This is a genomic window from Streptomyces sp. NPDC006691 (assembly GCF_042869955.1).
Classification (GTDB): domain Bacteria; phylum Actinomycetota; class Actinomycetes; order Streptomycetales; family Streptomycetaceae; genus Streptomyces.
On record NZ_JBIAGW010000018.1, the window covers coordinates 22,346 to 36,087 of the forward strand.

Consider the following 13,742-nt stretch of genomic DNA (forward strand, 5'->3'; position numbering starts at 1 on the left):
TCCGATCTGAAAATCCGCTGATCCGATCGGGCGACATCCCCGCCGCGCTCCACCCAAACGGTCACGAAGCGTGAACTACGCTCGGACTGCCCGTGCGGAGACCCGCACGGTCCCCAGGTGCTCAGGCGGACGGAGCGTGGCCCGTGACGGATCAGGCGGTGGACGTGGGTGGCGCTGCCGCCGGGCAGTGCGTGGACCAATTCCTGGGCAGGCAGCGGGAGTTGAAGGAGCTCCGGGCCGACATCGAGCGGGCCGGACTTGACACTCTGTCAGGAAAGAAGTCGCCCCGGGCCAGGGTCCTGCTGATCGCGGGCCGCCCCGGATCGGGACGCAGCGCACTCGCCGACGAACTGGCCCGCACGGTGGCCGCCGACTACCCCGACGGGGTGCTGCGCGCCGCGCTCACCGAGCCCGGCGGCGCCCGGGTCCCCGTCGACCGGGTCGCCCGCGACCTGCTGGACGCCCTGGACGTCCCGGCGCCGCCGGGGGCCGGCGAGGACGAGCTGACCCAGCTGGTCCGCGGGGCGTTCGCGGGCCGCCGGGCGGTCGTGCTGCTCGACGACGCGGCCGATGCCGAACAGGTCGGCCCGCTGCTTCCCGACACCTCCCGGTGCCTGATCGTGGCGACCGCCCGGGGCCCGCTCACCGGGATCCCCGACGTCCGCCCCTGCACCCTCGGCGGCCTCGACGTGAAGTCGGCCGTCGAACTCCTGGAGGGCTACACCGGATCGGTGCGCGTCACGGTCGACCCGCGCGCCGCCGAGACCCTCGTCGAGGTCTGCGGGGGACAGCCCGCCGCCCTCGTCCTGGTCGGCGGCTGGCTCGCGGCCCGCCCCAAGGCCGCCGTCGCCGACGTGGCCAAGCAGTTGCGCGCCATGGGCGACGACGAGGACGAAGTCCCGGACGCCACAAGGCCGTTGGCCCGTTCCTTCCGGCTGGTGTACGAGTCCCTCTCGCAGCCGGCCGCCCGGATACTGCGACTGCTCGCGCTCGCTCCCGCCGGGATCGCCGACGCGCACACCGCCTCCGCGCTGGCCGGCTGCTCGGTCTCGGGCGCCCAGACCGCGCTCGCCGACTTCGTGCGGTACGGGCTGCTGCGCCGCGACCCCGGAGTCCCCGAGCAGTACCGGGTGCCGGGCGCGCTCGCGCCGCTGTTCCGGGCGCTCTGCGAGCGGGTCGACCGGCCCGGCGAGGTGCAGCTGGCCCGCGCCCGCATGCTGGAGCGGACGGTACGGCTGCTCCAGTCCTGCCGCGCGGTCACCGAGCCCGAAGGCTCGCCCGCCCGCCGGAAGCTCGCCGGCCTTCCGCGCGCCCTGCGCTTCCCCAGCGCCGCCGTCGCGGACGCCTGGCTCAGCACTCGCCGGCCCGCGCTGCTCGCCTCGGCCCGGCTCGCCGTCGCGGACGGCGAGCTCGACACGCTGGCCCGCCGCCTGGTGGCCGCCCTGGTCCGCGCGCTCGCCGCCCACCGGGGTGCCGAGGCCGCCGCCCCCGAGCTGTACGGCCTGCACCAGCTGGTCCTGGACGTCGCCGAGCGCCGCGAGCTGCACCGCGAGAAGGCCGCGGCCCTGCTCAACCTGGGCGACCTGGACGCCGGCACCGGGCGCACGGCCGAGGCGCTGGCCCGCTACCGGCTCGCCCTGGACGCCGGACGGGCCGCGAACGACCCGTACGCGACCGGCCGCGCGATGGAATCCGTAGGCGGCGCCCACCAGGAGCTGGGGGACTGGCAGCGTGCCTCCGACTGGTACGGGCGCGCGCTGTCCCAGCGGCTCGCACGCGGCGAGCGCCCCGACGAGGCCCGGCTGTACGGGCGGCTCGCCACCGTGCACACGTACGCGGGCCGCTACGGCGAGGCGCTGCGCTGCTGGCGCGCGGCGGTGGCCGGATACCGGCGGCTCGGCGATCTCCCAAGCCAGGCAAGGGCGTTGAGCGAGGCGGCCCGGGTCCAGGAGTACGCCGGGCGCCCCGAGGAGTCGCTGCGAACCTGCCGCGAGGCCGTGGAGCTGGCCCGCACGGCCGGTGATCTGCGACTCCAGGCCGCGCTCCAGCTCAGGCTGGCCGACACCCTCGACCGGCTCGGCGACCCCGCGGCCGCGCGATTGCACCGCGCGACGGCCGACCGGCTTCTGGAAGATGAGGCCACAGCCCCGGGGGACCTGCGAAATCCGTAGCGCTTCAGCCAAAGATTGAAGCTTTGTAAGGGTAGACAGCGAGAAAACCTTCATTAGACTGGCTCTGCCGCAACGTCCTGCGGTACCTCCCGGTGTGCCGTCGTGCTTCCGGGTATGTATGGCATTGCCCCCCTTTTTTCCCTGAGCCAAGGACCGTGATCGACGTGAAGGTCGGTATCCCCCGCGAGGTCAAGAACAACGAGTTCCGGGTGGCCATCACCCCCGCCGGCGTGCACGAGCTGGTGCGCCACGGCCACCAGGTCTTCGTCGAGCAGAACGCCGGCGTCGGCTCGTCGATCACGGACGCCGAGTACGTCTCCGCCGGCGCGGAGATCCTCGGCAGCGCCGACGAGGTCTGGGCCACCGCCGACCTGCTGCTGAAGGTCAAGGAGCCGATCGCGGAGGAGTACCACCGCCTCCGCAAGGACCAGACGCTCTTCACCTACCTGCACCTCGCCGCCTCCCGCGAGTGCACGGACGCCCTCCTGGAGTCCGGCACCACCGCGATCGCGTACGAGACGGTCGAGACGGCCAACCGCCAGCTGCCGCTGCTCGCCCCGATGTCCGAGGTCGCGGGCCGGCTGGCCCCGCAGGTCGGCGCCTACCACCTGATGCGCTCGGCCGGCGGCCGCGGCGTGCTGCCCGGTGGCGTCCCCGGCACCCACGCCGGCAAGGCGGTCGTCATCGGCGGCGGCGTCTCCGGCTGGAACGCGGCGCAGATCGCCGTCGGCATGGGCTTCCACGTGACCCTGCTCGACAAGGACATCAACAAGCTCCGCGAGGCCGACAAGATCTTCGGCACCAAGGTGCAGACGATCGTCTCCAACGCCTACGAGCTGGAGAAGGCCGTCATCGAGGCCGACCTCGTCATCGGCGCGGTGCTCATCCCCGGCGCCAAGGCCCCGAAGCTGGTCACCAACGAGCTCGTCGCCAAGATGAAGCCCGGAAGTGTTCTTGTCGACATTGCGATCGACCAGGGCGGCTGCTTCGAGGACTCGCGTCCGACCACCCACGCCGAGCCGACCTTCATGGTCCACAACTCGGTCTTCTACTGCGTCGCCAACATGCCGGGCGCCGTGCCGAACACCTCCACCTACGCCCTCACCAACGCCACGCTGCCCTACATCGTGTCGCTGGCGAACAACGGCTGGGCCGAGGCGCTGCGCCGCGACGCCGCCCTCGCCCTGGGCCTCAACACCCATGACGGCCAGGTCGTTTACGGCCCCGTCGCCGAGGCGCACGGCCTGGAGCAGGTCGACCTGCACACGCTCATCGGCTAGTCAAAAGCCGGTTCGTCAACCCGGACCGTCAACCTCGTACATCCGGCCGGACCTTGTCGACCAAGGTCCGGCCGGATGTGTGTCGCGACACTTCCGCCCCCCTGCGCCGGGCTTGCTCAACTCGCCTCGAACGTAACCCTTTAACCGTTTCGCGCACTGGTGAAACGTGTGCCTGAGTGCCTGTACGCCCTTGACAGAGGGGTGTTCGGTTGCCGACACATCGGGCCGGGTCCGGCGGATTGTGTTGCTGCGGACCGGTGACACGCCATAGAGTCGCCAACCGTCGGCATGGTGCCACGCTGACCTATCGATAAAGTTTCCTGGTCACGTCCAAGGAGGTAAGACGACTTGTGAATGAGTCGACATTTACTCCCGGAGGTGGTCAGTCTGGATTCCCTGCGGGGACGTCCGTACGGGGCCAGAGCCCTTCGGGGCCCGAGGCTGTCGGCTCCGTCGCGGTCCGCACCTTCGAAACCACCCAGCACATGACGACAGCCCCACGGATGATGGACGGCCTACACGTGAACGCCACGGCCGGCAACGAGAGCGGCCGGGACACCGCCGCTCTCGCCGACTTTGACGAGGTGCCCCAGGGGCACTTCTACGACCCCGACGCCGAGTACGAGCCCGACCCCGAGTACGCGGCCACCCTCGCCCCCGACGCCGCCCGCCAGCGCCGCGAGCGGATCGGCCCGACCGGACGGCCGCTGCCGTACTTCCCGATCCCGGGTCCGCTGACCGACCACGGTCCCGCGAAGATCATCGCGATGTGCAACCAGAAGGGCGGCGTGGGCAAGACCACGTCGACCATCAACCTGGGTGCCGCGCTCGCGGAGTACGGACGGCGCGTGCTGCTCGTCGACTTCGACCCGCAGGGAGCCCTGTCGGTCGGCCTCGGCGTGAACCCGATGGAACTCGACCTCACCGTCTACAACCTGCTCATGGAGCGGGGCATGTCGGCCGACGAGGTGCTGCTCAAGACCGCGGTCCCCAACATGGACCTGCTGCCGAGCAACATCGACCTGTCCGCCGCCGAGGTGCAGTTGGTGAGCGAGGTCGCGCGCGAGTCCACGCTCCAGCGGGCGCTCAAGCCGCTGATGCAGGACTACGACTACATCGTGATCGACTGTCAGCCCTCGCTCGGCCTGCTCACCGTGAACGCCCTGACGGCGGCTCACAAGGTGATCGTGCCGCTGGAGTGCGAGTTCTTCGCGCTGCGCGGTGTCGCGCTGCTCACCGAGACGATCGAGAAGGTCCAGGAACGCCTCAACCCCGACCTGGAGTTGGACGGCATCCTCGCCACGATGTACGACTCCCGCACGGTGCACAGCCGTGAGGTCCTGGCCCGTGTGGTCGAGGCCTTCGACGACCACGTCTACCACACGGTCATCGGCCGGACCGTGCGCTTCCCGGAGACCACGGTCGCCGGTGAGCCGATCACGACGTACGCCTCCAACTCCGTCGGCGCGGCCGCCTACCGTCAGCTCGCCAGGGAGGTGCTCGCCCGGTGTCACGCCGAGTGAGTCTGCCCGGGGCCGACGAACTGTTCCGTACGACCGGGGGGATGGCGCTCTCGCCGTCCGCCCCGCGCAGGGGGGCCAACGGCGAGGCACGGGTGCCGGCCCCGGCGGGCGAGAGCGACTCCGTCGCCGCCGAGCCCGCCGAGGCGGAGCACACCGCCGCGGACGAGGACTCCGGCTCCGGAGAGCCGCGCAGCCGGGGTGCCGCGGAGGAGGCCGCCAAGGCCCGTCGGGCACCGGCCCAGGGCTCCGGCACGGGGTCCGGCTCCGGTTCCGGCACCGCGCAGCAGCGGCGCCGCCAGCGGGCGGCCAACCGGCGGCCCAGCGGGCGGGAGCGGCACGACGAGAAGATCACGGTGTACGTCTCCGCCGAGGAGCTCATGGACCTGGAGCACGCGCGCCTGGTCCTGCGCGGAGAGCACGGGCTCGCGGTCGACCGCGGGCGGATCGTCCGCGAGGCGGTCGCGGTCGTCCTCGCCGACCTGGAGTCGCGGGGCGACGCGAGCATTCTCGTGCGGCGTCTTCGGGGGCGGTAGCCGTTAGCCTGCGGCGGAGCCCTCTCGCCCCGCCCGCCCGCCCTTTCCTCCCCTGGACCACCCTTGTCGACTGCTGACGAACCCCCCGTCTCCGCTGCGCGTGCGGCGCGGCGTGCGCTGGGGCGGGGGCCGGGGGGGACTTCCCCCACCCCGCCCCTTCCCGAGCCCCTCCGGGGGGTGGATCCGGGTGCGGGTGCGGGTGAGCGGGTGGAGCCGGGGCCCGCGGCGGGGCCACTGATGAGGACAGCGCCCCCCGGCCCCCGTTCCCCGAACTCCCCCGAGGACTTCGTCCAGGAGGGACCTCCAGAAGCTGGATTTGCGCCCCCCGAAGCCGAAGCCGGATCCGAAGCCGGAGCCGGAGCCGGATCCGAAGCCGGATCCGAGCCCGAGCCCGAGGCCGAAGCCGAGCCCGAGGCCGGCGGTGACCCCGAGCCCGGTGACGGGCGGTTCACCGTTCGGTTGGCCAACTTCGAGGGGCCCTTCGACCTTCTCCTCCAGCTCATCTCCAAGCACAAGATGGACGTCACCGAGGTCGCCCTCTCCAAGGTGACCGACGAGTTCATGGCGCACATCCGGGGCATGGGGCCGGACTGGGACCTGGACCAGACCACCGAGTTCCTCGTCGTCGCGGCCACTCTGCTCGACCTCAAGGCGGCCCGGCTGCTGCCCGCCGCCGAGGTGGAGGACGAGGCCGACCTCGCGCTCCTGGAGGCCCGGGACCTGCTGTTCGCGCGACTGCTCCAGTACCGGGCGTACAAGCGGATCGCGGACATCTTCAGCGAGCGGCTCGACACCGAGGCGCGCCGGTATCCGCGCACCGTCGGCCTGGAGGCGCACCTCGCCGAGCTGCTGCCCGACGTCGTCATCAGCATCGGCGCCGAGGGCTTCGCGAAGCTGGCCGTCAAGGCCATGCAGCCCAGGGCCAAGCCGCAGGTGTACGTCGATCACATCCACGCCCCGCTCGTCTCGGTGCGGGAGCAGGCCGAGATCGTGGTGGCCCGGCTGCGGGAGGCGGGCGAGGCCAGCTTCCGGGTGCTCGCCGAGGACGCCCCGGACACCCTGACCGTGGTGGCCCGGTTCCTGGCCCTCCTGGAGCTGTACCGCGAGAAGGCCGTCGCCCTGGACCAGGACGAGGCGCTGGGGGAGCTGATGGTGCGCTGGAGCGGGGGCGAGGGCGACGGGGTGCCGACGGTGACCGACGAGTTCGACCGGGTCGTGACGGAGGAGAAGGCGTGAGTGAGGGCGTGAGCGAGGGCCCGCGGGAAGAGCTGGAGCTGAAACCGGCCCTGGAAGCCGTCCTCATGGTCGTCGACGAGCCCGCCACCGAGGAACACCTCGCCAAGGTTCTGGAGCGGCCCAGACGGGCCGTGGCGGACGCCCTGCGGGAGCTGGCGGACGAGTACACCGTCCAGGGCCGCGGGTTCGAGCTGAGGCTGGTGGCGGGCGGCTGGCGGTTCTACAGCCGGGCCGCCTACGCGGACGCCGTCGAGGGCTTCGTCCTGGACGGCCAGCACGCCCGGCTCACCCAGGCGGCCCTGGAGACCCTGGCGGTGGTCGCCTACCGCCAGCCGGTGAGCCGCTCGCGGGTCTCCGCGGTGCGCGGAGTCAACTGCGACGGGGTCATGCGGACCCTGCTCCAGCGGGGTCTGGTCGACGAGGCGGGCACGGAACCCGAAACAGGTGCGATCCTGTACAGGACGACGAACTACTTTCTGGAGCGGATGGGCCTGCGCGGCCTGGACGAGCTCCCGGAGCTGGCGCCCTTCCTCCCCGAGGCGGACGCCATCGAGGCCGAGACGCTGGAGGGTGTTCCGTCGTTCGATCCGGACGCGCCTGACGCCCCGGAGACCCCCGCAGACGACAAGACGGAAATGTGATGCGAAGCAGCAGCGGCAGGAACAGCAGCGGAAACAACGGCGGGAGCCGTGGTGGCAACAGCGGCGGCCGCGGCAGCAGCAGTGGTGGCGGCCGGGGCGGTTCCGGCGGTGGCCGGGACGGCCAGCGCCAGGGCGGCGGCCCGCGCCAGAGCGGCAGCGGCAAGCAGCGGCCCCCGCGCCCCGAGGAGCGCACCTACGACGTGGGCAACGACGCCCCCCGCAGCGGCCGCGGGGCCGCCGCGCGCGGCGGCGCCAAGGGCGGCCCCAAGTCGCCGCAGGGCGGCACCCCGGTGCGCCGCGGCCCGCACGGCCAGCGCCTGGGCCAGGCCCGCCCGCGCGAGCTCGACGCCAAGATCGAGCAGCGCAACCGCGACCGGTACGCGGACAAGCCGGACGTGAAGACGCCCAAGACCTTCCCGGGTGCCGAGCAGGAGGGCGAGCGGCTCCAGAAGGTCCTCGCCCGGGCCGGCATGGGTTCGCGCCGCGCCTGCGAGGAGCTGATCGAGCAGGCCCGCGTCGAGGTCAACGGCGAGATCGTGCTCGAACAGGGCAAGCGCGTCGACCCCGAGAAGGACGAGATCAAGGTGGACGGCCTGACCGTCGCCACCCAGTCGTACCTGTTCTTCGCGCTCAACAAGCCGGCCGGCGTCGTCTCCACCATGGAGGACCCGGACGGCCGTCAGTGCCTCGGTGACTACGTCACCAACCGCGAGACCCGGCTCTTCCACGTCGGCCGGCTCGACACCGAGACCGAGGGCATCATCCTGCTCACCAACCACGGCGAGCTGGCCCACCGTCTCACCCACCCCAAGTACGGCGTGAAGAAGACCTACCTGGCCGCCATCACGGGCCCGCTGCCGCGCGAGATCGGCAAGCGGCTCAAGGAGGGCATCCAGCTGGAGGACGGATACGCGCGGGCCGACGCCTTCCGGGTCGTCCAGCAGACCGGCAAGAACTACCTCGTCGAGATCGAGCTGCACGAGGGCCGCAAGCACATCGTGCGCCGCATGATGGCCGAGGCGGGCTTCCCGGTGGAGAAGCTGGTCCGCGTCGCCTTCGGCCCGATCGGGCTCGGCGACCAGAAGTCCGGCTGGCTGCGCCGCCTCACCAACACCGAGGTCGGCATGCTGATGCGCGAGGTCGACCTCTAGGCGTCCCGCACACCCGGCGAAGAGCCCGGTTCCCCCGTCTCGCGGGGGAGCCGGGCTCTTTTCTCGTGTGCGCCCCCCGAGGCCCCGTGCGCCCCCGAAGGCCTGCGCGCCCGCCGGAACGGCCTTGTGCACCCGGCCCGAACGCCTTTATAGTCACAGTGACCATTAAGGGGGTACGGCGATGAGCATCACCGGGACCGGGGCCCTCGGCTCCGCCGGGTACGGCCCGCGGACCTGGGCCCACGGGGGTGGACCAGGTCCGGGCGCCGGCCCGGCGCGGCTCGCGGGGCGACGATGACCGCGAACGGCCCCCGGCCCCAGGAGCGGGGAGCCCGGGGCACCGTCCCCGCGGGATACGACCCGCACGCCTTCGAGCCGTTCGCCGTTACCGTCGACCTCGCGGTCTTCACCGTGCGCGAGGGCGTCCTGCACGCCCTGCTCATCCGGCGCGGCCAGGAGCCGTACGCGGGGGCGTGGGCGCTGCCCGGCGGATTCGTGCTGCCGCGCGAGTCCACCGAGCTCGCGGCCCGGCGCGAACTGGCCGAGGAGACCGGCCTGCCCGACGACCTGGTGGCCGGGCTCCATCTGGAACAGCTGCGCACCTACAGCGACCCGGACCGCGACCCGAGGATGCGGGTCGTGTCGGTGGCGTACACCGCGCTCGTGCCCGACCTGCCCGAACCGCACGGCGGCGGCGACGCGGCGCACGCCGAGTGGGTCGCCTTCGGCAGCTACGGACAACTCGCCTTCGACCACGCCGAGATCCTCGCCGACGCCCGTGAACGCATCGGCGCCAAGCTCGAATACACCTGCCTGGCCACGTCGTTCTGCCCGCCCGAGTTCACCCTCGGCGAGCTCCAGCAGGTGTACGAGACGGTCTGGGGCACCGTCCTCGACCGCCCCAACTTCCGCCGCAAGGTCCTTGCCACGCCCGGCTTCGTCGAGCAGGTGGCAGGCGCCTCACGGCTGACCGGTGGCCGGGGCAAGCCGGCCGCGCTCCACCGGGCGGGTCCGGCGACCGCGCTGCACCCGCCCCTTCTGCGCCCGGAGGGACGACAGACATGAACCGTGCTGCCCAACAGACGGCGACCGGCGCCTTGATCGGTCTCGCGCTGGGGGACGCCCTCGGCTTCCCCACCGAGTTCAACGACGTACCCGCGATCCTCGCCAAGTGCGGGCCGTGGCGCGAGATGGCGCTGCCGACCCCGGCGATCGTCACCGACGACACCCAGATGACGCTCGCGCTCGGCCGGGGCATCCGTACCGCCATGGACCGTGGACTGCTCGGCCCCGAGCGGCTCGAAGGGCCGCTCCGCGCCGAGTTCGTCGACTGGTACCACTCGCCCGAGAACAACCGGGCCCCCGGCCGGACCTGCCTGGTGGCCTGCGCCAAGCTGGACAGCGGGCTGCCCTGGCGGCAGGCCAGCCAGCACGACTCCAAGGGCTGCGGTGCCAACATGCGGGTCGCGCCCGTCGGCCTGGTACCGGGCCTGAGCGAGGAACAGCGGGCGGGCGCCGCCCAGTTGCAGTCCGCGCTCACCCACGGCCACCCCACCGCGCTCGCCGCGTCCGACCTCACCGCGCGTGCGGTGTTCCTGCTCGCCCAGGGCGCCGACCCGACGGGCCTGGTCGGCCAGCTGCGCTCGTACGCCTATGAGAACCGCACCCGCTACCACGACCGCTGGCTCGGCGACCTGTGGACGCACGCGCAGGACCCGACGCCCGGCCACTTCATCGCGCGCGGCTGGGACGAGTGCCTGGACGTCCTCGACCGGGTGCTCAAGGCGCTGCGCGACCCCTCGCCCGAGACCGATCCCTGCCTGGAGACCGGCGACGGCTGGATCGCCGAAGAGGCCTTCGCGACCGCCCTGTTGTGCTTCCTGCTCTTCCCGGACGAGCCGCTCACCGCACTGCGCCGGGCCGCCTGCACCCAGGGCGACTCGGACTCCATAGCCTGCCTGGCCGGGGCGTTCGCGGGCGCCCACCTGGGGGCCGCCGCCTGGCCCAAGGAGTGGGCCGAGCGCATCGAGTACCGCAGCGAACTCCTGACCCTGGGGGCGCTCTGGGACGCTTGAGCCATGATCGACCTGGATACCACCGACCTCGCGCCCGTGATCGCCGAACAGCCCGACCCGCTGCTGTTCGCCACGGTCTCGGGCGCCCACCTCTACGGCTTCCCCTCCCGGGACTCCGACATCGACCTGCGCGGCGTCCACATCCTGCCCACCGAGGCCCTGGTGGGCCTGCGCGAGCCGGAGGAGACACGGTCGAGGATGTGGGTGGACGACGGGGTCGAGATGGATCTCGTCACGCACGACCTGCGCAAGTTCGTCCGCCTGATGCTGCGCCGCAACGGTTACGTCCTGGAGCAGCTGCTCTCGCCGCTGGTCGTGCACACGACGGACGCGCACGCCGAGCTCGTCGCGCTCGCCCCGTCGGTGCTGACCTCGCACCACGCCCACCACTACCGGGGGTTCGCCACCACGCAGTGGCGTCTGTTCGAGAAGACCGGTGAACTCAAGCCGCTGCTCTACGCGTTCAGGGTGCTGCTCACCGGGATCCACCTCATGCGCAGCGGGCAGGTGCGGGCCGACCTGACGGCGCTCGTCGAAGAGGTGGCCGCGCCCGGCTATCTGCCCGAGCTGATCGCCGCCAAGGCGGAGGCCGAGCACGGCGCCGCGAGCGGGCCCGGCCGGGAGCGCCTCGCCGCCGACATCGAGGCGCTGCACGCGGTCCTCGACGAGGCGCAGGCCGCCTCGCTACTGCCCGGGGCCGCCGCCGGGCACGACGCGCTGCACGACTTCGTCGTACGCGTCCGCCTTCAGGGCTGACGCCCGGCGCACCCGGTACAGGAAGTCGGCGACCCGGGCCCGGTCGGGCCCGGCCGGCAGGGGAGAGGCGGACGCCGCCTCGTCGGACTCGGCGGCGAGGCGGGCCATCCAGGACTCCACCTCCGGCCAGGAGACCTCGCCGCGCCTGACCGCGAGGAGCCGTTCGCGCTCGGCACCGACGTCGATGGTGAGCACGCCCGTGCGCAGCAGATCGCGGCAGCTCGTCAGCAGCCGCAGCAGATGCATGGCGTGCTTCCAGCGGGGCGCGCCGTGCTGGCGTACGTCGGCGTCGAGCTTTTTGCGCTGGCCGAGCGCGTAGCGCGCGAAGGTCTCGTGGGCCCGGCGGGACAGGAACGCCCCACGCAGGGAGAGGAGTTCACGCCCGGTGTCGTCGAGCTGCTCGACCAGCGGGGAGTGCAGGCATTCCAGGATGTTCGGATTGGCACGCAGGGCCAGCTCGCAAAAGCGCTCCAGCTCCCAGCTGAACTGTTCGTCGGCAGGACCCTCGATGTGGGTCGGGGGCTTCTCGAAGCGCCAGAACAGCCGGGTCGGCGCGAGGTAGATCCCGCGTACGTCGGTGTCGCTGCCCTCGGTCGCGAGGCCGAAGGCGCGCGAGCCCACGACGCAGGAGTACACGGTGTGGTCTGCGATCAGCTCCTCGGGCGTCATGGCGGTCAGTGTGGCCGGTCAGGGCAGCAGGATCGAATCCTTATCGACGGTGATCCGCCGGGCCGGCAGCGGGCGCGTGGCCGGGCCGTTGGCCACCGAGGCGTCCGCGATCCGGTACTTGCTGCCGTGGCAGGGGCAGTCGATGGTGCCGTCCGCGACGGTGGAGACCGTGCAGCCCTGGTGGGTGCAGATCGCCGAGAAGCCCTTGAAGGTGCCGGCCGTGGGCTGGGTCACGACGACCTTCTGCTCCGCGAAGATCTTGCCGCCGCCGATCGGGATGTCCGAGACCTTGGCGAGGACCTGGCCGGCCTGCGCGGGCGGGCTCGACTGACCGGAGGCCGCAGGCTGGCTCGACGCGCCCGGGGTGGCGGACGCGCTGCCGCTCGGGGCGCTGGGGGTTGGGGTCGGCGACGAACTGCCGCCACCACCGGAGTTCGAGCAGCCGGCGAGGGCCGCCGCCCCCGCCGCCGCCACGAGTACCGTCCTGCGGCTGTTGACTGCGTCCACCCTGTGCTCCTCAGGTCGTCGTCACGCCGGACGCGGAACCGTCACGCCGTACGTGAAGTCGTCGGGCCGGGCGTCCGGACGACGCGCGGCCAGGAGCATCCTGGCGCCCCAGGGTCCCGGGACGAAGCACCGACGGGTCGCATGTCCCCCGTGCCGGAGCGCGCCCGGGGCGCACCGGGTTCGAGCGGTGTCACCTGCGGGGCGTACCGGGCCCGAGGCGTGTCACGTCCGGGGCGCGAGGCCCAGGGCGCGGCCCTCGGCGTCCCGGCGCACATCGAGCACCGCCGTCACGGCCGCCCGCTCGACGGGCCCGTACACATGGGGGAACAGCACGTCGCCCGTGCCCTCCCAGCGGACCTCGGCCGCCAGCGCCGACTCCTCGACGCACAGCACTACGAGCGGGCCCGGCACATCCCGGTAGCGGGCGTCGGCGACGGCCAGGGCCGAGGCCTCGTCGGCCGAGCAGTGCACGAAGCCCTCGGCGGCGAGCGAGGGCGGGCGGTAGGGGTGTCCGGGCCGGGCCGACCACTCGACCAGGGGAACCACATGCAGGATCATCCGTCGGTTCTACACCGGGCCCGCCCCCAGCGCGCCCGGCAGGGGGCGGTTCCCCCAGGTGGCGGAGGTGTCCCCGCCGGGTGAGATTGGCCCTGTTCTCCTGCGGACCCCCATCCGAAAGGCACGACAATGGCGGGAAATGACCTGGGCAGCCTTCTGGGCGGCCTCCTCGGCGGCAGCGGCAGCGGAGCCTCGGGCTCCGGCGGCGCCGGGAACATCCTCGGCGCGCTGCTCGGCGCCCTCGGCGGCAGTGGCAGCGGCGGCCAGAGCAACGGCGGCAACCCGCTCGGCGGCCTCATGGACGCGCTCACCAAGTCCGGGCTCGTAGACCAGGCCAAGTCCTGGGTCGGCAACGGCGACAACCAGCCGGTGAGCGGCGCCCAGATCGCCGAGGCGCTGCCGAACGACGCGCTCCAGCAGGCCGCACAGCAGGCGGGAGTCTCCCCGGAGGAGGCGGCGAACCAGATCGCGCAGCACCTGCCGGAGGCCGTCGACAAGCTGACCCCGGGCGGCGAGCTGCCGCAGGCGGGCACCTCCCTGGAGGACCTGATCAAGCAGCAGAACCTGTAACGAGCACCGCACGCGGCGGCCGTCCTCGTCCGGAGGGCGGCCGCCGCGTACGTCCGCCGTCGGCGCTGACTA

The 13,742-nt window shown here is 72.6% G+C and carries 13 protein-coding genes and 1 pseudogene; 11 read left to right on the plus strand and 3 right to left on the minus strand.

Going from position 1 to position 13,742, the window contains the following annotated elements; translation table 11 throughout:
* Positions 1-143: 143 nt before the first annotated feature.
* The 10 genes from ACFYNP_RS29980 to ACFYNP_RS30025 all read left to right on the plus strand — a co-directional run bounded on the left by ACFYNP_RS29980 (position 144) and on the right by ACFYNP_RS30025 (position 11,366).
* Positions 144-2,171 (plus strand): tetratricopeptide repeat protein, encoded by a 2,028-nt coding sequence (locus ACFYNP_RS29980; RefSeq protein ID WP_388789834.1) that lies wholly within the window; start codon positions 144-146, stop codon positions 2,169-2,171.
* A gap of 164 nt (positions 2,172-2,335) precedes the next feature.
* The gene (ald, locus tag ACFYNP_RS29985; protein ID WP_388411772.1) at positions 2,336-3,451 is read left to right on the plus strand and encodes an alanine dehydrogenase; all 1,116 of its coding nucleotides are present in this window, start codon (positions 2,336-2,338) and stop codon (positions 3,449-3,451) included.
* Between the two features lie 485 nt (positions 3,452-3,936).
* Positions 3,937-4,974 carry a ParA family protein gene (locus ACFYNP_RS29990; RefSeq protein WP_384903682.1) on the plus strand — a complete coding sequence of 346 codons (1,038 nt, stop codon included), beginning with the start codon at positions 3,937-3,939 and terminating at the stop codon, positions 4,972-4,974.
* On the plus strand, positions 4,959-5,507 hold the full coding sequence (locus ACFYNP_RS29995; protein WP_388410963.1) for a hypothetical protein: 549 nt from the start codon (positions 4,959-4,961) through the stop codon (positions 5,505-5,507). Before ACFYNP_RS29990 ends, ACFYNP_RS29995 begins: the two co-directional genes overlap by 16 nt.
* A 63-nt stretch (positions 5,508-5,570) precedes the next feature.
* Positions 5,571-6,743, plus strand: a complete 1,173-nt coding sequence (locus ACFYNP_RS30000) for a segregation and condensation protein A (protein ID WP_388789836.1) — start codon at positions 5,571-5,573, stop codon at positions 6,741-6,743.
* On the plus strand, positions 6,740-7,384 hold the full coding sequence (scpB, locus tag ACFYNP_RS30005) for an SMC-Scp complex subunit ScpB (RefSeq protein ID WP_388789838.1): 645 nt from the start codon (positions 6,740-6,742) through the stop codon (positions 7,382-7,384). Before ACFYNP_RS30000 ends, scpB begins: the two co-directional genes overlap by 4 nt.
* Positions 7,384-8,535: a pseudouridine synthase gene (locus tag ACFYNP_RS30010; RefSeq protein WP_388410972.1), complete on the plus strand. Its 1,152-nt coding sequence runs from the start codon at positions 7,384-7,386 to the stop codon at positions 8,533-8,535. The genes scpB and ACFYNP_RS30010 overlap by 1 nt, the downstream gene beginning before the upstream one ends.
* A gap of 294 nt (positions 8,536-8,829) precedes the next feature.
* Positions 8,830-9,600, plus strand: a complete 771-nt coding sequence (locus ACFYNP_RS30015) for an NUDIX domain-containing protein (protein ID WP_388789841.1) — start codon at positions 8,830-8,832, stop codon at positions 9,598-9,600.
* Positions 9,597-10,610 carry an ADP-ribosylglycohydrolase family protein gene (locus ACFYNP_RS30020; RefSeq protein WP_388410977.1) on the plus strand — a complete coding sequence of 338 codons (1,014 nt, stop codon included), beginning with the start codon at positions 9,597-9,599 and terminating at the stop codon, positions 10,608-10,610. Before ACFYNP_RS30015 ends, ACFYNP_RS30020 begins: the two co-directional genes overlap by 4 nt.
* A 3-nt stretch (positions 10,611-10,613) precedes the next feature.
* Positions 10,614-11,366: a DNA polymerase beta superfamily protein gene (locus ACFYNP_RS30025; RefSeq protein WP_388410980.1), complete on the plus strand. Its 753-nt coding sequence runs from the start codon at positions 10,614-10,616 to the stop codon at positions 11,364-11,366.
* Here ACFYNP_RS30025 and ACFYNP_RS30030 read toward each other — a convergent pair.
* The 3 genes from ACFYNP_RS30030 to ACFYNP_RS30040 all read right to left on the minus strand — a co-directional run bounded on the left by ACFYNP_RS30030 (position 11,295) and on the right by ACFYNP_RS30040 (position 13,100).
* Positions 11,295-12,035 carry a DNA polymerase beta superfamily protein gene (locus ACFYNP_RS30030; protein WP_388789844.1) on the minus strand — a complete coding sequence of 247 codons (741 nt, stop codon included), beginning with the start codon at positions 12,033-12,035 and terminating at the stop codon, positions 11,295-11,297. The genes ACFYNP_RS30025 and ACFYNP_RS30030 overlap by 72 nt on opposite strands.
* A gap of 18 nt (positions 12,036-12,053) precedes the next feature.
* Complete coding sequence (locus ACFYNP_RS30035) at positions 12,054-12,542, minus strand: Rieske (2Fe-2S) protein (RefSeq protein ID WP_388789847.1); 489 nt, start codon at positions 12,540-12,542, stop codon at positions 12,054-12,056.
* Between the two features lie 222 nt (positions 12,543-12,764).
* On the minus strand, positions 12,765-13,100 hold the full coding sequence (locus tag ACFYNP_RS30040; protein ID WP_388410990.1) for a DUF952 domain-containing protein: 336 nt from the start codon (positions 13,098-13,100) through the stop codon (positions 12,765-12,767).
* Between the two features lie 126 nt (positions 13,101-13,226).
* Between ACFYNP_RS30040 and ACFYNP_RS30045 the strand changes: the two are divergent.
* Positions 13,227-13,670 (plus strand): annotated as a pseudogene (locus ACFYNP_RS30045) (YidB family protein); the annotation flags it as partial.
* Positions 13,671-13,742 lie beyond the last annotated feature (72 nt).